Origin of the sequence: Enterobacter sp. Res13-Sevr-PEC09-46, assembly GCF_015672585.1 — a bacterium.
GTDB classification, from domain to species: Bacteria; Pseudomonadota; Gammaproteobacteria; order Enterobacterales; family Enterobacteriaceae; genus Enterobacter; species Enterobacter hormaechei_C.
Map to the genome: position 1 here is coordinate 170,300 of NZ_JADABR010000015.1, position 26,083 is coordinate 196,382.

A 26,083-nucleotide genomic window follows, 5' to 3' on the forward strand; every position below is an offset into this window, starting at 1 on the left:
CGTAAATAATCAGTCTTAATCGAAATTACCCGCCAGAAAATCCTAAAATCCCATTTCTTTACAGCGAAAGACACCTATCTCGCGGGTCGACCTTTTCGAAAACATGTCGTTAATGGTAGCCTTCGCGCCCGTAAATTCTCTTTGATGTTTTTTTAACAGATAAATGGTCTAAAGATACCCACATCACAAGTGGATTATTGCATTTGGGATCGCGATCACTGATAGATTCATAACTAGAATGTATCTTTCCGCCCGCCAATAGTTACGGGCAAAAATTATTAAAAAACCGTCACTGAACGAATTTCATATTACCGTCAGGCGCTTTTTCATCGGATTTGACTAAAAACCTGACAATTTGCTTCCTCCAGGAGATACAGATGGAAACCACTCAAACCAGCACCGTTGCTTCGATTGAATCCCGAAGCGGTTGGCGCAAAACGGATACCATGTGGATGCTTGGCCTGTACGGCACAGCAATCGGCGCTGGTGTACTGTTCCTTCCTATCAACGCAGGTGTCGGCGGTATGATCCCGCTGATCATCATGGCCCTCATCGCCTTCCCGATGACCTTCTTTGCGCACCGAGGCCTGACCCGCTTCGTGCTGTCCGGTAAAAACCCGGGCGAAGACATCACTGAAGTCGTCGAAGAACACTTCGGCGTCGGCGCAGGTAAGCTGATTACCCTGCTCTACTTCTTCGCGATTTACCCGATTCTGCTGGTGTACAGCGTTGCTATCACCAACACCGTAGAAAGCTTTATGATGCACCAGCTTCAGATGACCCCGCCGCCGCGTGCGATTCTGTCCCTGATCCTGATCGTTGGTATGATGACCATCGTGCGCTTCGGCGAGCAGATGATTGTGAAAGCGATGAGCGTGCTGGTGTTCCCGTTTGTTGCGGCTCTGATGGTGCTGGCTCTGTACCTGATCCCACAGTGGAACGGCGCTGCGCTGGAAACCCTGTCTCTGAGCAGCGCATCCACGACCGGCAACGGTCTGCTGCTGACCCTGTGGCTGGCGATCCCGGTTATGGTGTTCTCCTTCAACCACTCGCCAATCATCTCTTCCTTCGCAGTAGCGAAGCGTGAAGAGTACGGCAATGGCGCAGAGAAGAAGTGCTCCAGCATCCTGGCTCGCGCGCACATCATGATGGTACTGACCGTAATGTTCTTCGTGTTCAGCTGCGTGCTGAGCCTCTCCCCGGCGGATCTGGCGGCGGCGAAAGAGCAGAACATCTCTATTCTGTCTTACCTGGCAAACCACTTTAACGCACCGCTGATTGCGTGGATGGCGCCGATCATCGCAATTATAGCCATCACCAAATCCTTCCTGGGCCACTACCTGGGCGCACGTGAAGGCTTCAACGGCATGGTGATTAAATCTCTGCGTGGTAAAGGCAAGACCATTGAAATCAACCGTCTGAACAAAATCACTGCGCTGTTCATGCTGGTGACCACCTGGGCGGTAGCCACCCTGAACCCAAGCATTCTGGGCATGATTGAAACCCTGGGCGGCCCAATTATCGCGATGATCCTGTTCCTGATGCCGATGTACGCGATTCAGAAAGTGCCTGCGATGCGTAAATACAGCGGCCATATCAGCAACGTGTTCGTTGTTGTGATGGGCCTGATTGCCATCTCCGCTATTTTCTACTCGCTGTTCAGCTAATACCTCCTGCGCCGTCTGCGGACGGCGCACTTCTCCCCTCTGACTGAAGCAATGGACGCATCATGATTAGCGTATTCGATATCTTCAAAATCGGTATTGGTCCTTCTAGCTCTCACACCGTCGGACCAATGAAAGCCGGTAAACAATTCACGGATGACTTGATTGCACGCGGCATTTTGCACGACATCACCCGCGTGGTTGTCGATGTATATGGTTCCCTTTCCCTGACCGGTAAAGGCCACCATACCGATATTGCCATTATCATGGGGCTGGCGGGTAATCTGCCGGATACCGTTGATATTGATGCAATACCTGGCTTTATCCAGGACGTGAACACCCACGGTCGTTTGCTGCTGGCGAACGGCGAGCATGAGGTTGAATTCCCGGTTGATCACTGCATGAATTTCCATGCGGATAACCTGTCGCTGCACGAGAATGGCATGCGCATTACCGCGCTGGCCGGCGACAAAGCGGTTTACAGCCAGACGTATTACTCCATCGGCGGCGGGTTTATCGTCGACGAGGACCATTTTGGTCAAAGCACCAATTCTGCCGTTGATGTGCCGTACCCTTACAAAAACGCGGCCGACTTACAGCGTCACTGCCAGGAGACAGGGCTTTCTCTCTCCGGCCTGATGATGAAAAACGAGCTGGCCCTGCACAGCAAAGAGGAGCTGGAACAGCACTTCGCTAACGTCTGGGAAGTGATGCGCAGCGGCATTGAGCGCGGGATCACCACCGAAGGCGTGCTGCCGGGTAAACTGCGTGTTCCGCGTCGTGCGGCTGCGCTGCGCCGCATGCTGGTCAGCACCGACAAAACCACCACCGACCCGATGGCCGTCGTCGACTGGATCAACATGTTCGCGCTGGCGGTGAACGAAGAGAACGCCGCGGGTGGCCGCGTCGTCACCGCGCCAACCAACGGGGCGTGCGGAATTGTTCCGGCGGTTCTGGCGTATTACGACAAGTTTATCCGTGAAGTGAATGCAAACTCACTCGCGCGGTATATGCTGGTCGCCAGTGCGATTGGCTCACTGTACAAGATGAACGCCTCGATTTCCGGCGCGGAAGTGGGCTGTCAGGGTGAAGTGGGCGTCGCCTGCTCTATGGCGGCGGCGGGTCTGGCCGAATTACTGGGCGCAAGTCCTGCGCAGGTTTGTATTGCGGCGGAAATCGGCATGGAACATAACCTGGGGCTGACCTGCGATCCGGTCGGCGGACAGGTCCAGGTGCCATGCATCGAGCGTAACGCCATCGCCTCTGTGAAAGCGGTGAACGCGGCCCGTATGGCGCTGCGTCGTACCAGCGAACCGCGCGTCTGCCTCGACAAGGTTATCGAAACCATGTACGAAACCGGTAAAGATATGAACGCCAAATACCGCGAAACCTCCCGCGGTGGCCTGGCGATGAAGATCGTCACCTGCGATTAAGCCTCTCAGGAAGCCTCGTTTTGCGAGGCTTCTTCCTGTTTTCCCCACCATTCATAGTTTCATGCTGCGCTCAGTGTTACCCTTCACCTATCAGACAGAAGGGAGATTATCTGTGGCCGTTCATTTGCTTATCGTCGATGCACTTAACCTGATTCGCCGTATTCATGCGGTACAGGGCACCCCCTGCAAGGACACCTGTTTACACGCGCTGGAGCAGCTCATTCGCCATAGCGAACCCACCCACGCTGTTGCCGTATTCGACGATGAAGCACGCAATACCGGCTGGCGGCACCAGCGCCTGCCGGACTACAAAGCCGGACGTGCGCCGATGCCGGACAATCTGCACGCAGAAATGCCCGCTATCCGCGCGGCCTTTGAGCAGCGCGGCGTTCCGTGCTGGGGCGCCCACGGTAATGAGGCTGACGATTTAGCCGCAACGCTGGCGGTTAAAGTCGCGAGCGCCGGGCATCAGGCGACTATCGTTTCAACCGACAAAGGCTACTGCCAGCTGCTCTCTCCAACGATCCGCATCCGGGACTACTTTCAAAAACGCTGGCTGGACGCGCCATTCATTGCCAGCGAGTTTGGCGTATCGCCTGAGCAACTGCCGGATTACTGGGGGCTGGCGGGGATCAGCAGCTCTAAAGTGCCGGGTGTCGCCGGTATTGGACCCAAAAGCGCCGCACAGCTGCTGACGGAGTTTCAGAGTCTGGAAGGAATTTACGCCAGGCTTGATGAAGTGCCGGAAAAATGGCGCAAAAAGCTGGAGGCGCATAAAGAGATGGCGTTTATCTGCCGGGAGGTGGCGACGCTACAGACGGATTTACAGCTGGACGGGAATTTACAGCAGTTAAGGTTAGAACGTTAAAACAACTACACGATTTTGTAGGCCCGGTAAGCGCAGCGCCACCGGGCGTTACAAACGTTATCGCTCGTCGCGACGCCCACCCACTGCCGCCCACCAGCGACGGATATGGACCGTCACTTCTTCGCGGTCGTGATAAAGCTGACGCGCCTGGATTTCCGCGTTAATCCCGTGTTCGTCCAGCTGCTGCTGAATATAGGCCAGGTTCTGCGACACCTCTTCGTAGCGCTTTTTCATCGGCAGCTTGAGGTTGAAAATCGTCTCACGACACCAGCCGTTCACCAGCCAGGAGGCCATCAGCGCCGCGACTTTCGCCGGTTTTTCTACCATGTCGCACACCATCCAGGAGATGTTGTTGCGGTTCGGGCGATAGCGGAAGCCGTCCTCACGCAGCCAGGTGACCTGCCCGGTATCCATCAGGCTTTGCGCCATCGGGCCGTTATCCACAGACGAAACCCACATATTGCGTTTCACCAGCTGATAGGTCCAGCCGCCCGGGCACGCGCCAAGGTCGACGGCATACATGCCGTTTGCCAGACGTTCGTCCCACTCGTCCGCCGGGATAAAGACGTGAAACGCCTCTTCCAGCTTCAGGGTTGAACGGCTCGGCGCATCTGCCGGGAAGCGCAGACGCGGGATCCCCATAAAGAACGGCGAATTATTGGTGGTATACGAGTAGCCGGCGTAGCAACATCCTGGCGCAATAAAGAAGATATGCACGACCGGGCGCTTTGGCGTCTCGTAGTTTGTCAGCACACCCGCATCACGCAGCGCCGCGCGCAGCGGCACGGTGAACTTACGGCAGAACTTCATCAGCTCTTTGCTTTCGTTGGTGTCGGCCACTTCCACGCGCAAATCGCCGCCCTTCTCCACCACACCCTGCAACAGGCCAACAATCGGCGTGATGCGATCTTCCGGCGGAAGATCTTTCAGCAGTTCGCCCGCTACAAACATCTGACGGGCGAAAATCAATGAGCTGAACGGCAGTTCGCGCGCCAGCTTGTCGGCATCATCAGGCTGATAGCATTCAAATACCACATAGCCCGCGTTCTCTTTGACGCGAGCGAATCCGAAGACTTCACGCTTCGCCGCTTTATCGGTGATTTCCGCGGCGCACTCTTTCTCAAACCCCGGGCGACAATATAAAACAACCTTATTCATGAACAACGCCCTTGCGTTTCAGACGGATAGCTCCGATAAACATTAACACCCAACCCGCCAGGAAGCTGACGCCGCCGACAGGTGTAACAAACGCCCACAGGCGTAAATGCGACAGCGCCAGACAGTAAAGACTGCCGCTGAACAGTACGGTACCCAGCGCCAGAAAGACGCTGCTCCAGTAAAACCAGATGCTGATGCGGCGCTGCATCGCCACCGCCAGCCCAAAAATTGCCAGCGTGTGGAACGCCTGATATTCAAGGCCGGTCTGGATCCACCCCATCTCCACAACGCCCAGAGATTTGCTTAAGACATGCGCGCCAAACGCGCCCAGAGCTACAAAAATAAAGCCACTCACCGCGGCGAAAATCAGCATGAATCGGCTGGTCATGTTTAAGTCCTGAATTGATGCGTGCCCGGCACACAAACGTTATTGTTCATACCTGAAGCGGAATTTTTCTTGCTCGCTTGCCGCTTTCGCCAGTATCCACTGCCGGAAAGCGGCTATTTTACCCAGTTCTGCCTGACTGTCATGACAAACCAGATAAAATGCATTCTTGCTGACCAGTACATCGTTAAATGGGCAAACCAGACGGCCTGCCTCAATTTCGGACTGCGCCATAACGTTGTTTGCCAACGCCACGCCCTGCCCGTGAATGGCAGCCTGTAGCACCATCGCGCTGTGGCTAAAAATGGGCCCCTGCTGCACGTTTATATGATTAAGACCTAACTGGCGGGTATAAGTTTGCCAGTCGCGACGCGAAGCATCGTGCAAAAGCGTATGTTGCGCCAGATCGGCGGGTGTTTTGAGCGCTTTATCCCCCGTCAGCAGCAGCGGTGAACAGACCGGCAACAGATATTCTGCGTATAATTTTTCCACACGCAAGCCCGGCCAGTTACCGCGACCGTAAAAAATCGCCACGTCCACATCATCTGCCAGCTTGTCTTCCTGACGGTCCACCGCCTGGATTCGGACATCGATTCCCGGATAAGTTGAGTTAAAGCTTGAGAGTCGCGGCACCAGCCACTGAATGGCAAAACTGGGCAATAAACTCACAGTCAGAGCGCCTTTTGCGCTCCGGGCCTGAAGCTTGCGAGTGGCTTCCGTCAGCTGGGAAAAAATCTCTTTAATATCCTGAAAATAGCTCTGCCCCTCTTCGGTCAACAGCAACGAACGGTTGCGTCGACGGAACAGCTTAAGCCCCAGAAAATCCTCCAGAGACTTGATTTGATGACTTACTGCGGCCTGTGTCACAAAAAGCTCATCGGCTGCGCGGGTGAAGCTGAGGTGGCGTGCTGCTGCATCAAAAACACGTAATGCATTTAGGGGTGGCAATCGCTTGGACATGGTTATCTGGCTTAGATGTTAACGAGATTTAACATATAGGAAACAACGTTTAACCTATTAGTTTTTTTTATCTGAGCCATTATAATTTGTCCGTTGAGGAACTACCAGCAAATACCTATAGTGGCGGCACTTCCTGAGCCGGAACGAAAAGCTTTTTTTGGAATGCGTGTTCTGAAGGGCTTTTGGCTTACGGTTGTGATGTTGTGTTGTTGTGTTTGCAATTGGTCTGCGATTCAGACCACGGTAGCAACGCTACCAATTTTTCACTTCCTGTACATTTACCCTGTCTGTCCATAGTGATTAATGTAGCACCGCCAACTTGCGGTGCTTTTTTTTCGCTTATCTAACTGTTAATGCTCGATTTCCTTCATCTCTTTCACGTCACTGCGGTTGATCTGCTGTTTGTTCCCGTTAGCATCTTTGTAAGAAATCATCCCGGTATCATTATCGGTTGTCGGTTTCCCTTCAGAGACGATAGATCGACCATCGTTGGTATGCATTACGTAGTTATTACCAGAACAGGCGCTCAGGGCAAAGGTCAACGCACAGGCAGAAATGATTGCAGCTGTCTTTTTCATGATTATCTCCTTTAGCAATTAATGCTATTCAAACCTCGATTTATAACAGGCTAAAACATCCGCCTAACACTATTTAGCATAACCTGCTTTTTCAGACTCGCCAGGATAAGCAGACAAATCTGATAGATATCAACTTCCTTGCCCTGCCGATGAATTTGCGCGACGATCGTAGAATCGATATGAGGAATTCCATGAACGCTTTCAGTCCTGCGCAGTTTCGCGCACAGTTTCCTGCGCTGGCCGATGCCGGCATTTATCTTGATAGCGCCGCCACGGCCCTTAAACCGCAGGCGGTGATTGAGGCAACCCGCCAGTTTTACACCCTGAGCGCCGGGAACGTGCACCGCAGCCAGTATGCCGACGCGCAGCGCTTAACGGCGCAATACGAAGCCGCACGGGATCAGGTCGCGCGCGTGATCAATGCTGACAGCGGTAAGAACATTGTCTGGACGCGGGGCACCACCGAGGCCATTAACATGGTGGCGCAATGTTACGCGCGTCCGCTGTTGCAGCCCGGGGATGAGATCATCGTCAGCGAGGCGGAACACCACGCCAACCTGGTACCCTGGCTGATGGTGGCCGAACAAACCGGGGCACAGGTTGTAAAGCTCCCGTTGGGTGCGGACTTCCTGCCTGACGTGGCGCGTCTGCCTGAGCTGATTACGCCGCGCAGCCGTATTCTGGCGCTGGGGCAGATGTCCAACGTCACCGGCGGCTGCCCGGATCTGGCGCGTGCCATTGAGATTGCCCATGCCAGCGGCGTGGTGGTGATGGTCGACGGTGCGCAGGGTGTGGTGCATTTTCCGGCTGACGTTCAGGCGCTGGATATCGACTTCTATGCCTTCTCAGGACACAAATTGTACGGGCCAACCGGTATCGGCGCGCTGTACGGCAAACCTGAATTGCTGGCCCGGATGACGCCGTGGCTCGGCGGCGGCAAGATGATTACCGAAGTCACCTTCGACGGTTTTAAAACGCAGGATGTGCCCTACCGCCTGGAAGCCGGTACCCCAAACGTGGCCGGGGTTATCGGTCTGAGCGCAGCGCTCGAATGGCTGGCAGAAACGGACGTGGTTCAGGCTGAAAGCTGGAGCCGGGGTCTGGCGACGCTGGCGGAAGAAGAACTGAAAAAACGTCCGGGTTTTCGCTCGTTCCGCGTCCAGGACTCCAGCCTGCTCGCCTTTGATTTCGCGGGCGTGCACCATAGCGACATGGTGACGTTGCTTGCCGGATACGGCATTGCCCTGCGTGCCGGACAGCACTGCGCCCAGCCGCTGCTGGCGGCCATTGGCGTAAGCGGTACCCTGCGCGCCTCGTTTGCACCGTACAATACAAAAAGCGACGTCGATGCGCTGGTTTCCGCCGTCGACCGCGCCCTGGAATTACTGGTGGATTAATGACAAGTTCAGCTTTAGCCGGACACCCGTTCGGCACCGTTATTACTGAAGAGACGTTAAAACAGACCTTCGTCCCGCTCACGCAGTGGGAAGATAAATATCGTCAGCTGATCCTGCTGGGTAAACAGTTGCCCACGCTGTCAGACGAGCTGAAATCACAGGCGAAGGAGATCGCAGGCTGCGAGAACCGCGTCTGGCTTGGGTTTAGCGTATCCGGTGAGAAACTGCATTTCTTCGGCGACAGCGAGGGACGCATTGTTCGCGGTCTGCTGGCGGTGCTGTTGACCGCAATCGAAGGGAAAAGCGCCGCAGAGCTGCTGGCGCATTCTCCGCTGGCGCTGTTTGATGAGCTGGGACTTCGCGCGCAGCTTAGCGCCTCGCGCGGTCAGGGACTGATTGCGCTAAACGACGCGGTGCTGGATGCCGCCCGTGAGGCTCAGGCCTGACGTTCCGCCTTCGCCATCATCTTCTTCAGGGCGTGAGAGACCGCCACAAAGCCGAAGGAGGCGGTCACCATGGTGGCCGCTCCAAACCCTGAGGCACAATCCATCCGCTTTGGCCCTTCCGCCGTGCTTTTCATTGCACAGACCGAACCATCCGCCTGCGGATAAACCAGCGCTTCTGTCGAGAACACACAGTCCACGCCCAGCTTGCCTTTGCTATTTTTCACCACGTTGAAGTCGCTTTTTAAGCGCTCGCGCAGCTTAGCGGCCAGCGGATCCTGAATGGTCTTCGCCAGATCCGCCACCTGGATCTGCGTCGGATCAATTTGTCCACCCGCGCCGCCCGTTGTCACCAGCGGCACCTTGTAACGACGACAGTAAGCGATCAGCGCCGCTTTTGGCCGCACGCTGTCGATGGCATCAATCACATAGCTGTAGCCTTTGCTCATGTACTCCGCGACGTTATCTGCCGTCACAAAGTCGTCGATCACCGTCACACTACACTCCGGGTTGATGAGACGAATACGCTCCGCCATCACCTCGGACTTCGCCAGACCGACGTTATCACGCAGGGCGTGGATCTGACGGTTAGTGTTAGTGACGCAGACGTCATCCATATCAATCAACGTAATTGCGCCAATGCCGGTTCTCGCCAGCGCTTCTGCCGCCCACGAACCCACACCACCAATGCCCACCACGCAGACATGCGCATCCGCGAACAGTTGCAGGGCTTTTTCACCATATAACCGTGCCGTGCCGCCGAAACGCTGGCGCCAGGCATCGCTGATTACCACAGACATAAAACCTCAGATGTAAAAAGGGTGAGGTATTCCTCACCCTGAACCGTAATCCGTCTTGCCCTCAGAATACCACAATCAGCCGCTGAATACGTTTCCGGTACCCGGCGCTGCCTTCAGCACCCACACGCGTCCGTAGTGGTTATACCAGCCTGCACGATGGCCGGCATCCGGGCCGATGCCCTGATAAATGTCGAAGTGCTGGCCTTTGATCGCCCCACCCACGTCCAGCGCCACCATCAGGCGTAATTCATACTTGCCATTGAATTTGCCGTTGTTGTCGAGGAGTGGAACTTCCGCCAGCAGCGTAGTACCTGCCGGGATAATCGAACGATCCGATGCCACAGAAGCGCGGCCAATCAGCGGGACGGCGCTCGCCCCTTTCACCGGCGCAAAGTTCTGCGGTTTGAAGAAGACAAACGATGGGTTCTGCTCAAGCAGCTCACGCACTTCCGCTTCGCTGTGTTTTTCGCCCCACTCGCGGATCGCCTGCATCGACATATCTTCTCGTTTCACTTCGCCACGGTCGATGAGCACCTTACCGATGCTGCGATAGGCATGGCCATTTTTCCCGGCGTAGCTAAAGAAGTTCAGCGGCGAGCCGTCGCCAAAATCAATATAGCCGCTGCCCTGCACGTCCATAATGAAGTTGTCCATCAGGGAGTTGCTGTAGGCCAGCACGTAATTTTCGCTCAGCGCGCCAGCGTAGATCTCGGCGCGGGACGGCAGACGACCGCGTTTCGGCGGCATACGGTAAATGGGATACTGGAACTCGCCCTGGCGTGTGTGTCGCGCCTGGACAACCGGGGTGTAGTAACCGGTAAACTGGACGTTACCGTAGTTATCCGCCCCCTCCATCTGCCAGGCATCGATACCAAACTGGCGCATATTGCGGGTATCACCGCCTGCACGCAGCCAGTCCTGCACGGCGCTATAGACGTTGTTCTGCGAACCGTATAAACGCGGAGAAGCAGTGCGGATCTGGTAGACCTGCTCGGAGAAGTCTCCGGCATTGATCGGAGCGCCCACGGCGTCTGGCTGGTTAACTAAAGAGAAAGGCTGGGATAACTTCCCGTCTTTATACTGTTGACCGCGATCGGTCGGTTTGGAAGAGCAGGCCGCAAGAATCGCCACCATTGCGCCTGTCATCAGATACTTCGCCCAACGTCCTTTCATTATATCTCGTCTTTTAGTTGCCCAATTCCGCGAGATGAAGATAACAAACCCACCGTGTTAATGAAATGCAATCGCCTTCCCTTTGGCAAATTCTGCACAAAAAATAGTCCAAAGTGGCTTTTGCCGTTCATTTTGCATACAAAATAATGAATTATGTGAAAAAGGGGTTGCATCACAAACCTATCCGAGTATAGTGCGCTTCCACGGACGCGGGGTGGAGCAGCCTGGTAGCTCGTCGGGCTCATAACCCGAAGGTCGTCGGTTCAAATCCGGCCCCCGCAACCAATTAAAATTTGATGAAGTATCTTCTACGACTGTAGAAAGACGGACGCGGGGTGGAGCAGCCTGGTAGCTCGTCGGGCTCATAACCCGAAGGTCGTCGGTTCAAATCCGGCCCCCGCAACCAATCAAATTTGAAGAAGTAAGTTTCTACAAGTGTAGAAAGACGGACGCGGGGTGGAGCAGCCTGGTAGCTCGTCGGGCTCATAACCCGAAGGTCGTCGGTTCAAATCCGGCCCCCGCAACCAACACTTCTTAAAACAATAAACACCCTGAAGGGTGTTTTTTTGTATCTGGCGTTTGTGAAAATGCCGGGCATGATACCCGGCTTAATGCCCTACCCCCGCCGCGCCAGCGTTTCCCCGTCTGAGAAGTAGGCCCGGATCCCCGCCAGAATCGACTCCGCCACTTCCTGCTGGAATTTAGCCGTCTTGAGCTTACGTTCCTCTTCCACGTTACTGATAAACGCGGTTTCGACCAGAATGGATGGAATATCTGGCGCTTTCAGGACCGCAAATCCGGCCTGCTCGACGCTGTTTTTGTGCAGCTTGTTGACCCGGCCCAGCTTGCCCAGCACCGCTTTACCAAACTTCAGGCTGTCGGTAATGGTCAGCGACTGCACCATATCAAACATCGTATGGTCGACGTAACGGTCGCCACTTTTGCTCACGCCACCGATTAAATCCGAGGCGTTCTGCGTGTCCGCCAGGTATCTCGCGGCGGTACTGGTCGCCCCTTTCGTTGACAGGGCAAACACTGAAGATCCACTCGGCTGGCGGCTGGTGAAGGCATCCGCGTGAATAGAGACAAACAGATCCGCGCGCTGCTTTTGCGCTTTTGCCACGCGGACCTTCAGCGGGATAAAGACATCTTCGTTGCGCGTCATGTAGGCGCGCATATTGCCCTCTTTGTCGATCAAGGCCTTCAGACGACGGGCAATTTGCAGCACCACATCTTTTTCGCGGGTGCGATATTTCCCGACGGCGCCGGAATCTTCTCCGCCGTGGCCAGGATCGAGCATGATCACAATCGGGCGATCGCGCCCCGCCTTACCCGGCTGTGGGCCACTTTGCGCTGGCGGAACCTGGCTGTCGAGATCGCCTTTGTTGTAATCCTCAAGTAATGCCAGGAGCGGATCCTGAATATCCGTCGCATTCGCCGGATAGAGATCCATCACCAGACGCTCCTTAAAGGCGGCTACAGGCGCAAGGGCAAAGAGCTGAGGTTTCACGTTCTGCTTCAGCTCAAACACCATACGCACGGTTTGCGGATCGAACTGCCCGACGCGCGCCGATTTGATAAACGGATCGTCGCCACGGATCTGAGCTGCCATGCCTTTAAGCACGGAGTTGAGGTTTACACCTTCGAGATCAACCACCACACGTTCAGGATTGCTGAGGGCAAATTGCTTGTATTTCAGCACGCGATTGGACTCGATCGTCACGCGCGTATAGGTCGACGACGGCCAGACGCGCACCGCGACTACCTGGCTTGTGGCGGCAAGACCCACCTGGCTGACGCTAAGCAACCACATCGCCCCGGCCCCTTTTAACAGGCGGCGGCGGCTTATTGCTGAATTGGATCCCGACATGCTTCTCCCGAGCAAGAAATCTGATTGATGAACAAAACGCCCAAATTGACCGAAAACTTTAACGAATGACGCATAAACTGTCATCTATAAAAGGGTAAACAATCATACGTTAACGCACGGATTACTTATTATTTTCTGTGGGTCGCAGAAAATTTAGGCTTGCACACGCGGTCACAATCGAATAAAAATACAGAAATTACGAATAAACATTCACTAAGGGTTGTGTCATGGTTAAGGAACGCAGAACCGAACTGGTCCAGGGATTCCGCCATTCTGTTCCCTATATCAACACCCATCGGGGAAAAACGTTTGTCATCATGCTTGGCGGCGAAGCCATTGAGCATGAAAACTTTTCCAGCATCGTCAATGATATCGGCCTGCTGCACAGCCTCGGCATCCGTCTGGTGGTGGTGTATGGCGCACGTCCGCAAATCGAAGCCAACCTGGCCGCCCATCACCATGAGCCGATCTACCACAAACATACCCGCGTGACGGACGCGAAAACCCTCGAGCTGGTCAAACAGGCGGCGGGTCTGTTACAGCTCGATATCACCGCCCGCCTGTCGATGAGCCTGAATAATACGCCATTGCAGGGCGCGCACATCAACGTGGTGAGCGGCAACTTTATCATCGCTCAGCCGCTCGGCGTGGACGATGGCGTGGATTACTGCCACAGCGGCCGCATCCGCCGTATTGATGAAGAAGCCATTCACCGCCAGTTAGACAATGGCGCGATCGTCCTGATGGGACCCGTTGCCGTCTCCGTAACGGGTGAAAGTTTTAATCTGACCTCAGAAGAGATTGCCACCCAGCTGGCCATCAAGCTGAAAGCGGAAAAAATGATCGGCTTTTGTTCCTCACAGGGTGTCGTGAACGATGAGGGCGTGATTGTGCCAGAACTTTTTCCGAATGAAGCCCAGGCGCGCGTCGAAGCGCTGGAAGCAGAAGGCGATTACTATTCCGGTACCGTGCGTTTTCTGCGCGGCGCCGTTAAAGCGTGCCGTAGCGGGGTGCGCCGCAGCCACCTGATCAGCTATCAGGAAGACGGCGCGCTGTTGCAGGAGCTGTTCTCCCGGGACGGGATCGGTACGCAGATCGTCATGGAGAGCGCCGAGCAGATCCGCCGTGCCACCATCAACGATATCGGCGGCATTCTGGAGCTGATCCGTCCGCTGGAACAACAGGGCATTCTGGTTCGCCGCTCCCGCGAGCAGTTGGAGATGGAGATCGACAAGTTCACCATCATTCAGCGGGATAACCTGACCATTGCCTGTGCGGCGCTTTATCCGTTCCCGGAAGAGCAGATTGGCGAAATGGCATGCGTCGCCGTGCATCCTGATTACCGTAGCTCCTCACGGGGGGAGCTGCTGCTTGAACGCGTGGCGGCACAGGCGCGCCAGATGGGTCTGAGCAAGCTGTTCGTGCTTACCACGCGCAGCATTCACTGGTTCCAGGAGCGCGGCTTCACGCCGGTGGATATTGATTCCCTGCCGGAAAGTAAGAAAGAGATGTACAACTACCAGCGCCGCTCGAAAGTGTTAATGGCGGACCTGGGATAACAGTCACCCTCTCCTGCTGGAGAGGGCGTTCACTCAGACAGATTCAAATATCACGCTTAATCCGCTTCTGCGCTCAGTACGGGTGGCTATCGCCTGACTCAACACGCGCTCATCCGCATACAGCGACAGACGCTGGCGCGCACGGGTAATGGCGGTGTAGACCAGCTCGCGGGTTACGACCGGCGACAGCTGGGTCGGCAGGATCAGCGCCGCATGGTTGAACTCGGAGCCCTGAGATTTGTGTACCGTCATCGCCCATGCCGTTTCATGCTCTGGCAGGCGGCTGGGCTGGACGGACTTCACGCTGCCGTCCGGTAGCTGGAACCAGACGCGCAGTCCGTTACCGCGATCGAGCGCAATGCCGATATCGCCGTTGAACAGCCCCAGCGCACTGTCGTTGCGGGAGATCATCACTGGCCGGCCCTCATACCATCGCGAATGCAGCTGACGGTTAATTTTGCGCTTCTGCACCAGCAGCTGCTCCAGCCTGTCGTTCAGGCCCGTGACGCCAAACGGCCCTTCCCGCAATGCGCACAGAAGCTGGTATTCGCCAAATGCGGCGATGACCTGCCCGGGCTGACTGTGCTGCTGCACGCAGCTCAGAAAATGCTGGTATCCCTGAAGAGCCTCCTCAAGCATAGCCTGATACTCTTCCCCGCTTTGCAGCGATTTCTTTTCAATGTCAGTGAAGGAACCGTCAAACACCGTGCGCGTGGCGTGCCTGTCGCCACGGTTGACCGCCGCAGCCAGCTGGCCGATGCCGGAGTCGCTACCAAAACGGTAGCTTTTTTGCAGCAGGCACAGGCTGTCACGCAGTGCGCCCGCGATCGGCGTGTGATCGGGTTCAAGCGAGCAACCGGTCAGACGGGCGAGCTCCTGCGCCCGCGCGGCGGTATAACCGTAACTGGCGTAGGTACAGATATCTCCCAGCACCGCCCCGGCTTCTACAGAGGCGAGCTGGTCGCGATCGCCCAGGAAAACCACGCGCGCATGGGGTGGTAGCGCATCGATCAGGCGCGACATCATGGTCAGGTCGATCATGGAGGCTTCATCCACCACCAGCACGTCCAGATGCAGCGGATTGCCCGCATGGTAGCGCAGCCGCTGGCTACCCGGCTGCGCGCCGAGCAGACGGTGCAGAGTACTTGCTTCACCCGGGAAAAGCGCAAGCTGCTCCTGGGTGAGCGGCAGCCGTTGCATCGCACCGCCCAGTGATTCGGTCAGACGCGCCGCGGCCTTCCCGGTGGGCGCCGCCAGACGAATACGGCATCGCTGCTCGCCTGAAAGCTGTATCAGGGCTGCCAGCAGCTTTGCGACGGTCGTTGTTTTCCCGGTTCCCGGGCCGCCGGATATCACCGAGATCCGCCGCGTCAGGGCGACGGCTGCCGCCACTTTCTGCCAGTCTGTGGCCTCACCGGAGTCAAACAGCCTGTCCAGCGTCTGACGAAGCTGCGCTTCGTCACAGGGAAGCTGCGCATTGGTCTCACTAAAGAATCGCGCTACCGTCAGTTCGTTTCGCCACAGGCGGTTCAGGTATAAGCGCTCCCCCGTGAGGATCAGCGGTGCCTGGTTGTCTCCCGGCCCGACGGCTGACGATTCACGCAAAATTTTCTGCCAGTCCACCCTTTCCCCCAGCAGCGCAAAGCAGGACTGGAGGACAGGCGGCATTTTCTCGTCAACCACCAGACGCGAGAGCGGCAGACACACATGCCCCTCTCCGGCGTCTTTACTCAACAGGGCAGCGGCAAGCATCACGGCGGGCTGGTCAGCGGCAATCATCATGGCAAACTGCACGTCCAGCTGACGCAGCACGCGTTGCTCTACCGCATCCAGCAATAAGTCCTGCATCGTCATGCCATCTCCTCCGCGTTTGCTGCAAACAGGTTATCCATTTTATTAATCAATTCCGCATCCGGACGGGTGCTGAAGATCCCGGAGCGCGGATCGGCAGCATCAACCCCGCGCAGGAACAGATAGATGACACCGCCAAAATGATCGTCGTAGCGATAATCCGCAATACGGTGGCGCAAATAGCGGTGCAGCGCCAGGGTATAGAGCTGATATTGCAGATCGTAGCGATGCATTTGCATGGCTGCCGCCATCGCCTGCTGGGTATAGGCTTCGCTGTTCTCGCCCAGCCAGTTCGATTTGTAATCCAGCAGGTAGTACCGTCCTTCGTGACGGAAGACCAGGTCGATAAACCCTTTCAGCATGCCCTGCACCTGACGGAAGTTCAGCGGCGGGCAACCGGCTGAGAGCGGATCGTACTGACGGATAAGCGCATCGAGCGCGTCGGCCTTAAGCGGGCCTGCGACGGGCAGATAAAACTCCATCTCAACCTGCTTATTTTTGGCCGTTAACTGGCGAAGAGAGAAGCCCTGCGCCGTCAGCGGCGCCTGCAAAATGGCGTTGATCCAGTCAGTGAGAACGGGCTGCCAGTGCGCGTCATAGCCTCCGCTCTGCAACATCTTCAGCACCCACTCCTCACTGACAGGCTGGGTGAAATCAAGCTCTTCAAAGAGGCTGTGCAAAAAGGTGCCCGGCGACGCGCCGCGTGGGAACTGATGTGGAGTTAACGTCGGTTCAACCGGAACATCGCCCACCCCTGCGGCATCCACGTCCAGCTTCGGCATGAGATCCTGCGCAATACTTTGCCCGTGCTGTTGCAGGCCAGAATAGCTGGTGACGCGCCAGTCGTCGGCAAGCACCCGTGTGATCTGGCGCGCGTTAAGATCGGTCGCGGGCTCTTGCGCCATTTCCCAGCGGCTGTTGTCTGGCAGAGAAGGGATATGGAGGGCGATATCGTCTCCGCAAAGCGACTCAATACAGAGGCGCAACCCCGCCGCATCTTTAGGCTCACCACGCTGAATAAGCCGCCCTAAGGCGCTTAAATGGAAATCGCTCTCCCCTGTTTTCTCCCCGCGACGGCGGAAAACCGGCGCGACGCCCAGGCTGCAATGCCAGACAGAACGGGTCAGCGCCACGTAAAGCAGGCGCAAATCCTCCGCCAGACGCTCCGCTTCCGCCAGCTCAACGCTGGTTTCCGCCTTGCTGAGATCGAGCACCGCATCGAAAGTCTCGCGGTCATGATAATAGGCCTGATCCTGAACGCGGTAGTTGGCGATAAAGGGCAGCCAGACCAGCGGATACTCGAGACCTTTCGATTTGTGAATGGTGACGATTTGCACCAGATGCTTATCGCTCTCAAGACGCATCTGCTGGCTTGAGGCGTTACTGTTTGGATCCGCGATTTGCTGCGCCAGCCAGCGCACGAGGGCATGTTCACTTTCAAGCTGGGTGCCGGCTTCCTGCAACAGTTCGCTGATGTGTAAAATATCGGTAAGACGCCTTTCACCGCCCGATGACGCCAGCATATTTTCGGCAATCTGGCGCCGCGTCATCAATTCGCGCAGCATCGCCATGACGCCGCGTTTTTGCCAGCGTTCACGGTAATGGACAAACTCTTCCACCACCGTATCCCATGCGTTTTCGTCATGGTTGAGCTCATCAATATCGCGCGCGTTCAACCCCAGCATGGAACTGGCCAGCGCGCTTCGAAGCGTATTTTCGCGCTCCGGGGCCAGCACCGCCTGAAGCAGCCAGAGCATTTCCTGGGCTTCCAGCGTGTCGAACACGCTGTCGCGGTTAGAAAGATACACTGACGGAATATCCAGCAACGTTAGCGCATCGCGGATTAGCGCCGCTTCCTGACGACTGCGCACCAGCACGGTAATATCAGAGGCTTTAACTGGATTCGCCTGTTCCCCCTTCCACAGCAGCGCCTCGCCGCGCGCGCCTGCGCTCAGCCAGTCACGGATTTGCGCGGCGCAGTGCTGGGCCATCGCCGCCTGATAGTCGGCGACCCCATAGCCTTCCCCTTCCAGCAGCCAGAAGGTCATGGCGGGTTGCACCGCGCCACTGACTTCGAAGCGCAGGGATGCGTTTTTTGGGGCGGATTTTACCGGCAGGAAAGGGATTTCATTGAACATGAACGCCGTCTCCATACGGCTGAACAGCGCATTGACGCTCTCAACCATCCCCGGAGCGGAACGCCAGTTAGTGTCTAACGTGTAATGCGCGACAACTTCACTACGGGCTTTCATATAGGTGAAGATATCTGCCCCACGGAAGGCGTAAATCGCCTGTTTAGGGTCGCCAATCAACAACAGGGCAGTGTCGGGCTGCTGTCGCCAGATGCGGCGAAAAATGCGGTACTGCTGAGGGTCGGTGTCCTGAAATTCGTCAATCATCGCCACCGGAAAACGGGTACGGATCGCGCTGGCGAGCGCTTCACCATTCTCGCTGGACAGCGCCTCGTCCAGGCGGCTCAGCATGTCATCAAACCCCAGCTCGCCCCGGCGACGTTTTTCGCGCGCGACGGCCTGGCGGATCTCCGTCATGGCGCGGGTGATCATCAGGTCATTGAGCGTTAATGGCTCCGCAAGCAGCGCATCAATCGCCACAAACAGGGGATGCTCAGGCACAATGCCGTCGGCTTTGGTTCGCTCGGTCAAAAAGCGCTGCGAAAACTTTTCCAGTGCGTCCGGAAGCTGGTAGCCCCGCGTCTCCTCCTGGGCCCAGGCGCTGATCTTTTCGATCCACTTCCCCTGGTTCCCACGGTTGAACTTGCGTCTGTCGATGCCTGAGTTTTCGATGATTGCATCAATTTCACCAACCGACTCATTCCACTTCTGCTTAAGCGCCGCAATTTTGGCGACGATCTTTTCATGGCGCGAGGCCAGCGTTTCATCGGCAGGCGGCGGAGATTTAATGACCGGCGCTTCGCCTTGCAGGTAACGGTCGATGGCGCGAAGAAGCTCTTCCGGACCTTTCCACAGGGCGTGAACCGCTTCGGCAATGTCGCGCTGCAATGGATAACAGTGACGACGCCAGAAATCCGCACAGGCCTGATAGCGAAGCTCGGATTCATCTTCAATAAGCTGCTGCTCAAAGAGCATGCCGGATTCAAACGCATTCAGGCTCAGCATGCGCTGACAAAAACCGTGAATGGTGAAGACGGACGCTTCATCCATTTGCCGCTCGGCCAGCAGCAGCCATTGCGCAGCCTGTTGCTTATCCGCAATCTCGTCCAGCAGGCTCGCGTAGAGGGGGTTATCCGTCGTCTGACGCAAACAGGCGATGCGCAGCTCATGAATGTTGCTGCGAATACGGCCACGCAGCTCGGCAGTGGCCGCTTCGGTGAAGGTTACCACCAGCAGCTCTTCCACGCTTAACGGGCGCGAAAAAGCGGCGTTGCCGCCGAGCCCCAACAGCAAACGCAGATAGAGCGCGGCGATGGTATAGGTTTTTCCCGTTCCCGCTGAGGCTTCAATCAGTCGCTCACCCTGTAGAGGTAAACTTAGGGGATCAAGCGGCTCAGCGGTATGGGTCATTCTTTCTTACTCCAGGGCATAGTTTGTTGCAGCGCGCTGACGCTCTTCCAGACGGTCCACTCTTTTGATTTTACGTAGTCCGTTTTCCCGTTCTGGCTGCCAGAAACCTGAGACAGGATGGCCATACCCTGCGGTTTTACTACCGCCTGATGGAAGAAATCGGCAACCTTTTGTGGCGTCAGCTGTTTTATTTCGGCCACTATTTTATCACGCGAATCAAATTTCATATTACCGCGATCAAAATCTTTGCTCAGCTGCGAGGCCTCTTCACCCAGCGTCTGCGGCGGCTGCATCACCTGGGCGATAACCGCCTGCTGGATTTGGGCAAACTCTTCCGGCTTCATGGCGCGCAGTTTTGCTTCCGCCTGCGGGAAGAATGCCTGATAACGCTGCCACAGGTAAGCGGGTTGCTTGTCGCTGCTTTGCAGAAGGAAGCCCAGCCCCCACTGACGGCCCACATTCATAGAGAAAGCGAATACCGCATAGCCCAGTTGCTCTTCGGTGCGCAGCTGGTTGTAAAACCACGGCTGAATAATTTGACCGAGAACCGCACTCCGGGCAGAGCTGGTAAATTCGTCATAACCGACAGGGACAAACACCGCGGCCAGCGCGGAATCCGTGCTGCTTCCCGCTTTTTCGAAGATCACGTTCTGCTTTTTCTCTACCAGCACATCCTGGTTACGGCACCACTCATCGCCTTTTGAACCCAGTTGCGCACGGACGTTTTGCGCCAGCGTTTTAGCCTGATCTTCGCTCATATTCCCCACAACCAGGAACTCCGGACGGGTATTGGTTTTCAGCGCATCACGGTAATCCAGCACCTCTTTTAAGGTGACTGAGGGCAATAACGCGCGGCGATCTTCGCGCTGGAAGTACGGAATTTGCGACAGCATCTGTGCTGGCATAATCGCCTGATCGTAGGCTTTACCCTTCTCGGCAGAATCCATCATCTGGGCATACCAGGACTTAGCCTGCTCGAGCTGTTCTTCCGTAGGCGCATAGCTGAAATAACCGTCCAGCAGCGCCTGGAACAGCTGCGGCAAACGCTGGGTATAGCCGTTGGCATTCACCATCAGGCCGTTATTGGCGTTGGTGGAGAAACTGATACCACCAACGGCAGCCTGGTTGCTGAGCTGATCGAGAGCAATACCGGCCAGATAATCATTAAGCGCAAACAGCACCTGGTTTCTGGCGCTGTCCATTGCTTTGGGGTTACGCAGCACCACGCTGACATCCGCTTTTGGCTCGTCGGCGAAATAGCGGCTTGGGGTGTAGACCACGCGCAGCGTCGGCTCATCAACAATCAGCTCCGGGTGCGGATACGCCTTTGCGGGTTTGATCAGCGAGAAATCGTCCGGGATGTAGGGGTTAAGCTCCGGTAACTTCAGCGCAATTTCCCCCGCCTTTTTCTGCCAGCCCGCGAAGGTCTGTTCGCTGATTTTTTCAACCTGATACGGGGCATCAACGAAGTAGGCCATTTTGTTATGCGGTTCGTTCGGGCTGATATACCAGACGCGGGCATTCTGCGGAGTCATCATCGCCAGACGCGCTTTGAGCGCTCCGGCGTCATACTGGTCGGCAATATTTACCGCATCCAGCGTATGTTCCACCGGCACGCGGATCATGGTATCTGCCAGCCACTCAACGTAGTCCATATCACGCGTGATAGAGGGATAGCGGAAATCGAGATCCAGCACGTGCGCCAGCTCGTCAAAGTAGCGTTTATCGACCCCTTTGTCGCGCAGCAGAGAGAGATAACTGAAAATGGCCGCAACGACGTCGTCCCGGTGAGCCAGCCCTTTATCGGTCAGCGTCGCGGAGATGGCCAGCACGCCGCTATTCCCATTTACAACGGGATCGGAGTCAGCGCGAATACCTTCCACCAGCCCCTGCTTTTGCAGCCAGTCGGAGAGCGTACTCGGGCTGCGGTTGCCGATAAGATACGTCACCAGCTCGTCGGTTTTGCTGCGGAACTGCGCCGTGTTGTTATCAATACGGAATTCAACGCGTAACACCTTGCGCGGCAAGGCCGGCACATAGTGAATAACAATGCCTTTTTGCGCGTCCGTGACAACCGGCACGTTAATCTGCGGCAGATCGATATTTTTATTTGGCACCCTGCCGTAGGTCTGCGCGGCCATGTTTGCCAGCGTCGGCAACGGTTTATTGCTGTAGATAACCGCTTTCATCAGATTGGCGGAATAGTATTTTTCACGAAACGCATGCAGCGCATCGAGCACCGGGCTACCGGGCTTGTCGCTCAGTGTTTCAAGGTTGCCGCCTGAGAAGCGCGAACCCGGGTGCGCCGGATTGATGGTTTCAGCGCTAACCTGCGCCATGCGCATACCGTCTCGCGTGCGCGCCATCGTCAGTTCGGCGTTCACGGCATTACGTTCACGGTCAGCGTATTTTTTATCCAGCAGCGGTGCGGCGATGGCATCCGCCAGACGGTCCACCGCCCCATCAAGCGCATCATTTTCCACTTCCAGGTAAAACGCGGTGCGATACGGCGCGGTACTGGCGTTGTGGCTGCCGCCATGCATTTTCAGAAATTCGGACAGGCTGTCAGGCTGTGGGTATTTTTTAGAGCCCATCAGCGTCATGTGCTCAAGGTAGTGCGCCAGTCCAGGATGGGCGTCAGGATCTTCCAGCGAACCCACCGGCACAACCAGCGCGGAGAGCGATTTCACCGCCTGAGGATCGGAAACCAGCAGCACGGTCATCCCGTTATCAAGACGAATCGCCTGATACTCACGGGTGTCCTTATCGCTCTTACGGATTGTTTCCTTGACAGGTTGCCAACCGGAATCGGCCTGAGTGACGGGAGCCCAAAGGGCGATAAACAAAACAAACGCTTTGAACAAGGTGCTGCCTGGCATTACGACCTCTTTATCACGGCTACATCATTAACAACGTGCGTGCTGGACACGCCAGCATCTCTTTCTTTGGGTACATCAGTCCGTGATAAGAGGTGCATCATAAATGAACACCTCATACTGCGCAATTTTTATACAGTACTCAGGACTGATTAAATTTGAACAACGGTAACAGGTAGCGTTGCGCCTCCTGGGTGATAATGTCGAAATATTCTGGCTCCAGCGTTCGCCATAAACGTTGATACCAGACATCGTCACCTTCGCCACGTACCATCATGTTCCCTTCGTAGGCCTGCAAAAACTTGCTGCGCGCTTTCTGGAGCGAAGCCTCATCCGTTAACATGGCATCATTCTGCGCGTCGTAACAGGCTTTTATCCACGCCCCCCCACTTTCAGGCAGCAAAAGCAGAGGTTTGTTCATGCCCTGACGGTAACCTTCAATATAAAGCGACAGATACGTCAACGCCTGCTCAGGCTCCATCGGCGGGAAACGCCATTCGCCGTCCTTACGTACAAACAACCGGCTTTCACCTTCGTGACCACTCGCACTGTAGACAAGATGTTCGAGCCAGAGTTGCAGGCCATGTGAAACGCTGAGCATGGATGGCCGCCAGCGCAGCAGCCCGTCAGACTGCACGTGCGTGAGCCAGCCGCTGAGGTGCATACCGTTACAATCGAGATCGATTTCAATGCTGCTCGCCGGCTGCCGACACGCGATAACGCGGTCAGCAAGCGCTCGCATCTCCTCGCACTGGGCATCCCAGACGATTTCGCCGAATGCACCATACGGAAGTAATCCCGACGCCCTGTAACGTCGGAACAGTTTACTGGCGTCTTCTTCGTCAACCAGCGCATTCAGAAGCTGGGAATTAAGCTTAAAACGCTCCAGCCCATCAAGAATAAACGGTTCCGCATCGGGGATTTCGCTCTCTTCAGAGCGGAAATTCACCTGCAAGCGTTGCTGGAAAAAAGCCCGGACCGGGTGCGCCCAAAAACGCTGTAGCTGCTCAAACGAGAGGGTATCTATGACGCGCGGTTCGAGCGTCTGAATAAAATCGGTTTGCGGCGTCCCCGCTTTCTTCGCGGCGGGAAGCCACTCGCGGGCGTAGCTTTGCAGTTCATCAGGAACGTAATTGACAGGATCAAACGGCATACGGCTATGGTGACAGGTGATATGCGCTATCACCCGACGTTCGCTTTCGTCGCAGTTGCAGGCTTCATCGCCCGGCAGATAGTGACTCTGTCCGATGTAATCCACCAGCTCCTGCACCAGCACAGACGGGAAACGCTCGCTGTTGTCCTGAATTGAACGACCGATATAGCTGATATACAGCCTGCTTTGCGCAGACACCAGCGCCTCAAGAAAGAGATAACGGTCATCATCGCGGCGGCTGCGGTCGCCCCGCTTCGGTTGTGCGCTCATGAGATCAAAACCCAGAGGTGGAAGCGCACGCGGATAAATACCGTCGTTCATGCCAAGCAGACAGACCACTTTGAACGGGATTGAACGCATTGGCATCAGGGTACAAATATTCACCGGCCCCGCAAGGAAGCGCTGGCTGATGCGCTCCTGATCGAGACGTTGCGTCAGCTCATCACGCAGAAGCGAAAGAGGAACCGCCTCGTGATAGTGCGAATTAACCCCCTCATCAACGATGGCCTGCCACTGCTTCTCGATAAGCGCCATGGCGGCTTCAGTTTCGCTGTCCGGCAGAAAGAAATCATTCAGCATTTCGCGGCAAATCGGCAGCCACTCTTCGAGCGGGCGGGGCTGCATCAACGCACGGCGCCAGCGGTTGAGCTGCATAAGCAGCGAGGCTAAGTGACCAACCAGTTCCGCGATCAACCCACTGGATTCATCGTACGGCAGCACGTCATTCCATTCGCCGTGGATGCTCTCCATCGCATACCCCAGCAGCATGCGCGTCAGGCCAAACTGCCAGGTATGCTGGCCGGTCGCAGGGAGTTCGAACTCCTGGACGTTATCATCGTCGATACCCCAGCGGACACCAGATTCGTTGACCCACTGGCGCAGATAGCGCAACCCCTCTTCGTTAATGTTGAAACGTGCGGCCAGAACAGGCACATCCAGCAGTGCCAGCACATCCTCAGAGATAAACCGGCTATCAGGCAGCGAAAGCAGGCTGAGAAAGGCCTGTAGCGCCGGGTGTGACTGACGAGCGCGACGGTCAGAGATTGCGTAGGGCAGATAGCGGTCGCCCGTTGCGCTGCCAAATACCGCCTGAATAAACGGGCTGTAGCTGTCGATATCCGCCACCATCACCACGATATCGCGCGGTGTCAGGGTTGGATCGTCCTGTAACACGGCCAGCAGGCGGTCATGAAGAATTTCAACTTCACGCTGTGGGCTGTGGCAAACGTGGATCGCGATACTGCGATCGTCAGGATCCAGTTTTCGCTTCTTGTCGCTTCGCGCAAACTCTTCGGCAGTGATCCCGGCAACGGCACGGTTTTCCAAATCCAGAATATCAAGCTGAATATTGTGCAGCAGGCTGTCCGGCGTAATATCCGCAAACGCATCCACATCCCCTTCTCCCGAAGAGGTGATTTCAGAAAGCAGATAAATATAGTCGCGTCCGAGCTTGCCCCACGAGGCAAGCAGCGGGTTCGGCAGGTTCTGAATCCCCTCTTCATCAAAAAGCTGCGCCGCATTTTCACTGTCTTTAAACAGCGGCACGGCGCGTTCCTCAAAGAGGCGTTTTCTCTGACGGGTGACCAGCCGTGATAGCCAGCGCGGATCCTGAATATCCCCCCAATAGTGCCGACACGGGTTGGTAAAGAGGATATGGATATCAGTGTGCTTACCGAGCGCTTTTAGCGCGTTCAGGTAGACAGGCGGCAGCGCGGAGATACCGCAAATGAACACGCGTGACGGCAAACGGGTTGGCCGTTCTGCGCTGTTCTCAAGTATTGAGATAAAGCGATCGTACAGGTTAGCACGGTGCCACTTAGGCTGACCGAGTTTCCCGGTATGCTCGACCAGCGCTTTCCAGAGCGGCGCCTGCCAGATTTGCGCTTCCGGTAACCCATCGACTAATTCTCCCGCTTCCCAGCGAATCAGCCATTCTGCACGGTAAACCAGATACTGGTCATAAAGGTCGGCAGTACGTGAGGCAAGCTGGAAAAGTTTACGCTTGTCGGTGTCGTCATTCAGGTAGTGCCGCAGCATGGCAAACTCATCATGCGCCAGCATGTCCGGCAGCAGCGTCATCAGTTTCCAGGCCATACTTTGTTTGTTGAAGGCGCTCTGCTCAGGAATATCCGGCAGGACGCGAACAAACATCTCCCAGATAAAGCTCGCGGGCAGCGGAAAATCGATGTTGGCCGCAATGCCAAATTTCTGCGAAAGGGACATTTGCAGCCACTGCGCCATACCGGTGCTCTGCACCAGCACCATTTCTGGCTCAAACGGATCGTCAAGACGCTCTTGCTCAACGATATACTCCATCAGTGCTTCCAGCACATCCAGACGATTTGAGTGGTAAACCCTTAGCATAAACGCTCC

17 protein-coding genes and 3 tRNA genes are annotated in these 26,083 nt (G+C 55.9%); 9 read left to right on the plus strand and 11 right to left on the minus strand.

The features are described from left to right. Positions 1-377 precede the first annotated feature (377 nt). The 3 genes from IMQ56_RS08825 to xni all read left to right on the plus strand — a co-directional run bounded on the left by IMQ56_RS08825 (position 378) and on the right by xni (position 3,965). On the plus strand, positions 378-1,667 hold the full coding sequence (locus IMQ56_RS08825; RefSeq protein WP_003862749.1) for an HAAAP family serine/threonine permease: 1,290 nt from the start codon (positions 378-380) through the stop codon (positions 1,665-1,667). A gap of 62 nt (positions 1,668-1,729) precedes the next feature. Then, positions 1,730-3,097, plus strand: coding sequence for an L-serine ammonia-lyase (locus IMQ56_RS08830; protein WP_015571736.1), 1,368 nt, complete (start codon positions 1,730-1,732; stop codon positions 3,095-3,097). Between the two features lie 112 nt (positions 3,098-3,209). Beyond that, positions 3,210-3,965 carry a flap endonuclease Xni gene (xni, locus tag IMQ56_RS08835; protein ID WP_196063856.1) on the plus strand — a complete coding sequence of 252 codons (756 nt, stop codon included), beginning with the start codon at positions 3,210-3,212 and terminating at the stop codon, positions 3,963-3,965. 57 nt (positions 3,966-4,022) lie between these two features. Here the strand turns inward: xni and rlmM are convergent, their stop codons facing one another. From rlmM to IMQ56_RS08855, 4 genes are all read right to left on the minus strand, one after another. Further along, the gene (gene rlmM, locus IMQ56_RS08840; protein WP_003862754.1) at positions 4,023-5,123 is read right to left on the minus strand and encodes a 23S rRNA (cytidine(2498)-2'-O)-methyltransferase RlmM; all 1,101 of its coding nucleotides are present in this window, start codon (positions 5,121-5,123) and stop codon (positions 4,023-4,025) included. Beyond that, complete coding sequence (locus IMQ56_RS08845) at positions 5,116-5,511, minus strand: DUF423 domain-containing protein (RefSeq protein WP_003862756.1); 396 nt, start codon at positions 5,509-5,511, stop codon at positions 5,116-5,118. The genes rlmM and IMQ56_RS08845 overlap by 8 nt, the downstream gene beginning before the upstream one ends. A gap of 39 nt (positions 5,512-5,550) precedes the next feature. After that, positions 5,551-6,468, minus strand: coding sequence for a glycine cleavage system transcriptional regulator GcvA (gene gcvA, locus IMQ56_RS08850; RefSeq protein WP_003862758.1), 918 nt, complete (start codon positions 6,466-6,468; stop codon positions 5,551-5,553). Positions 6,469-6,818: 350 nt separating this feature from the next. Then, on the minus strand, positions 6,819-7,046 hold the full coding sequence (locus tag IMQ56_RS08855) for a YgdI/YgdR family lipoprotein (protein WP_015571738.1): 228 nt from the start codon (positions 7,044-7,046) through the stop codon (positions 6,819-6,821). 191 nt (positions 7,047-7,237) lie between these two features. Here IMQ56_RS08855 and csdA point away from each other — a divergent pair, with 191 nt between their 5' ends. Both csdA and csdE read left to right on the plus strand, forming a co-directional pair. Beyond that, positions 7,238-8,443 (plus strand): cysteine desulfurase CsdA, encoded by a 1,206-nt coding sequence (gene csdA, locus IMQ56_RS08860; RefSeq protein ID WP_196063857.1) that lies wholly within the window; start codon positions 7,238-7,240, stop codon positions 8,441-8,443. Continuing rightward, positions 8,443-8,889 (plus strand): cysteine desulfurase sulfur acceptor subunit CsdE, encoded by a 447-nt coding sequence (gene csdE / locus IMQ56_RS08865; protein ID WP_017692743.1) that lies wholly within the window; start codon positions 8,443-8,445, stop codon positions 8,887-8,889. The genes csdA and csdE overlap by 1 nt, the downstream gene beginning before the upstream one ends. Here csdE and tcdA read toward each other — a convergent pair. After that, on the minus strand, positions 8,880-9,686 hold the full coding sequence (gene tcdA, locus IMQ56_RS08870; protein WP_015571741.1) for a tRNA cyclic N6-threonylcarbamoyladenosine(37) synthase TcdA: 807 nt from the start codon (positions 9,684-9,686) through the stop codon (positions 8,880-8,882). The two genes, csdE and tcdA, sit on opposite strands and share 10 nt — an antisense overlap. Positions 9,687-9,761: 75 nt before the next feature. Further along, positions 9,762-10,859, minus strand: coding sequence for a murein transglycosylase A (gene mltA, locus IMQ56_RS08875; RefSeq protein WP_015571742.1), 1,098 nt, complete (start codon positions 10,857-10,859; stop codon positions 9,762-9,764). A gap of 208 nt (positions 10,860-11,067) precedes the next feature. On the opposite strand from mltA, the gene IMQ56_RS08880 reads away from it, so the two are divergent. From IMQ56_RS08880 to IMQ56_RS08890, 3 genes are all read left to right on the plus strand, one after another. Then, positions 11,068-11,144 (plus strand) — tRNA-Met (locus IMQ56_RS08880). A 44-nt stretch (positions 11,145-11,188) separates the two neighbouring features. Continuing rightward, positions 11,189-11,265: transfer RNA gene (locus IMQ56_RS08885), tRNA-Met, on the plus strand. Positions 11,266-11,309: 44 nt separating this feature from the next. Then, positions 11,310-11,386: transfer RNA gene (locus IMQ56_RS08890), tRNA-Met, on the plus strand. 89 nt (positions 11,387-11,475) lie between these two features. Here IMQ56_RS08890 and amiC read toward each other — a convergent pair. Next, positions 11,476-12,729, minus strand: a complete 1,254-nt coding sequence (gene amiC / locus IMQ56_RS08895) for an N-acetylmuramoyl-L-alanine amidase AmiC (protein WP_023304346.1) — start codon at positions 12,727-12,729, stop codon at positions 11,476-11,478. A gap of 227 nt (positions 12,730-12,956) precedes the next feature. On the opposite strand from amiC, the gene argA reads away from it, so the two are divergent. Beyond that, positions 12,957-14,288: an amino-acid N-acetyltransferase gene (argA, locus tag IMQ56_RS08900; protein WP_015571744.1), complete on the plus strand. Its 1,332-nt coding sequence runs from the start codon at positions 12,957-12,959 to the stop codon at positions 14,286-14,288. A 33-nt stretch (positions 14,289-14,321) separates the two neighbouring features. Here argA and recD read toward each other — a convergent pair whose 3' ends face one another. The 4 genes from recD to recC all read right to left on the minus strand — a co-directional run bounded on the left by recD (position 14,322) and on the right by recC (position 26,074). After that, positions 14,322-16,142, minus strand: a complete 1,821-nt coding sequence (recD, locus tag IMQ56_RS08905) for an exodeoxyribonuclease V subunit alpha (protein ID WP_196063858.1) — start codon at positions 16,140-16,142, stop codon at positions 14,322-14,324. Then, the gene (gene recB / locus IMQ56_RS08910) at positions 16,139-19,681 is read right to left on the minus strand and encodes an exodeoxyribonuclease V subunit beta (protein WP_196063859.1); all 3,543 of its coding nucleotides are present in this window, start codon (positions 19,679-19,681) and stop codon (positions 16,139-16,141) included. The genes recD and recB overlap by 4 nt, the downstream gene beginning before the upstream one ends. Further along, positions 19,678-22,560 (minus strand): pitrilysin, encoded by a 2,883-nt coding sequence (gene ptrA, locus IMQ56_RS08915; protein ID WP_196063860.1) that lies wholly within the window; start codon positions 22,558-22,560, stop codon positions 19,678-19,680. Before ptrA ends, recB begins: the two co-directional genes overlap by 4 nt. A 139-nt stretch (positions 22,561-22,699) precedes the next feature. Beyond that, positions 22,700-26,074 (minus strand): exodeoxyribonuclease V subunit gamma, encoded by a 3,375-nt coding sequence (gene recC, locus IMQ56_RS08920; RefSeq protein ID WP_196063861.1) that lies wholly within the window; start codon positions 26,072-26,074, stop codon positions 22,700-22,702. Between the last annotated feature and the right edge of the window lie 9 nt (positions 26,075-26,083).

Bases quoted from the DNA above. Each gene is read 5' to 3' on its own strand.
- mltA (WP_015571742.1), bottom strand. From the start codon at position 10,859: ATGAAAGGACGTTGGGCGAAGTATCTGATGACAGGCGCAATGGTGGCG.
- csdA (WP_196063857.1), top strand. From the start codon at position 7,238: ATGAACGCTTTCAGTCCTGCGCAGTTTCGCGCACAGTTTCCTGCGCTG.
- amiC (WP_023304346.1), bottom strand. From the start codon at position 12,729: ATGTCGGGATCCAATTCAGCAATAAGCCGCCGCCGCCTGTTAAAAGGG.
- IMQ56_RS08855 (WP_015571738.1), bottom strand. From the start codon at position 7,046: ATGAAAAAGACAGCTGCAATCATTTCTGCCTGTGCGTTGACCTTTGCC.
- argA (WP_015571744.1), top strand. From the start codon at position 12,957: ATGGTTAAGGAACGCAGAACCGAACTGGTCCAGGGATTCCGCCATTCT.
- IMQ56_RS08825 (WP_003862749.1), top strand. From the start codon at position 378: ATGGAAACCACTCAAACCAGCACCGTTGCTTCGATTGAATCCCGAAGC.
- recC (WP_196063861.1), bottom strand. From the start codon at position 26,074: ATGCTAAGGGTTTACCACTCAAATCGTCTGGATGTGCTGGAAGCACTG.
- gcvA (WP_003862758.1), bottom strand. From the start codon at position 6,468: ATGTCCAAGCGATTGCCACCCCTAAATGCATTACGTGTTTTTGATGCA.
- rlmM (WP_003862754.1), bottom strand. From the start codon at position 5,123: ATGAATAAGGTTGTTTTATATTGTCGCCCGGGGTTTGAGAAAGAGTGC.
- IMQ56_RS08845 (WP_003862756.1), bottom strand. From the start codon at position 5,511: ATGACCAGCCGATTCATGCTGATTTTCGCCGCGGTGAGTGGCTTTATT.
- recB (WP_196063859.1), bottom strand. From the start codon at position 19,681: ATGACCCATACCGCTGAGCCGCTTGATCCCCTAAGTTTACCTCTACAG.
- IMQ56_RS08830 (WP_015571736.1), top strand. From the start codon at position 1,730: ATGATTAGCGTATTCGATATCTTCAAAATCGGTATTGGTCCTTCTAGC.
- tcdA (WP_015571741.1), bottom strand. From the start codon at position 9,686: ATGTCTGTGGTAATCAGCGATGCCTGGCGCCAGCGTTTCGGCGGCACG.
- recD (WP_196063858.1), bottom strand. From the start codon at position 16,142: ATGACGATGCAGGACTTATTGCTGGATGCGGTAGAGCAACGCGTGCTG.
- csdE (WP_017692743.1), top strand. From the start codon at position 8,443: ATGACAAGTTCAGCTTTAGCCGGACACCCGTTCGGCACCGTTATTACT.
- ptrA (WP_196063860.1), bottom strand. From the start codon at position 22,560: ATGCCAGGCAGCACCTTGTTCAAAGCGTTTGTTTTGTTTATCGCCCTT.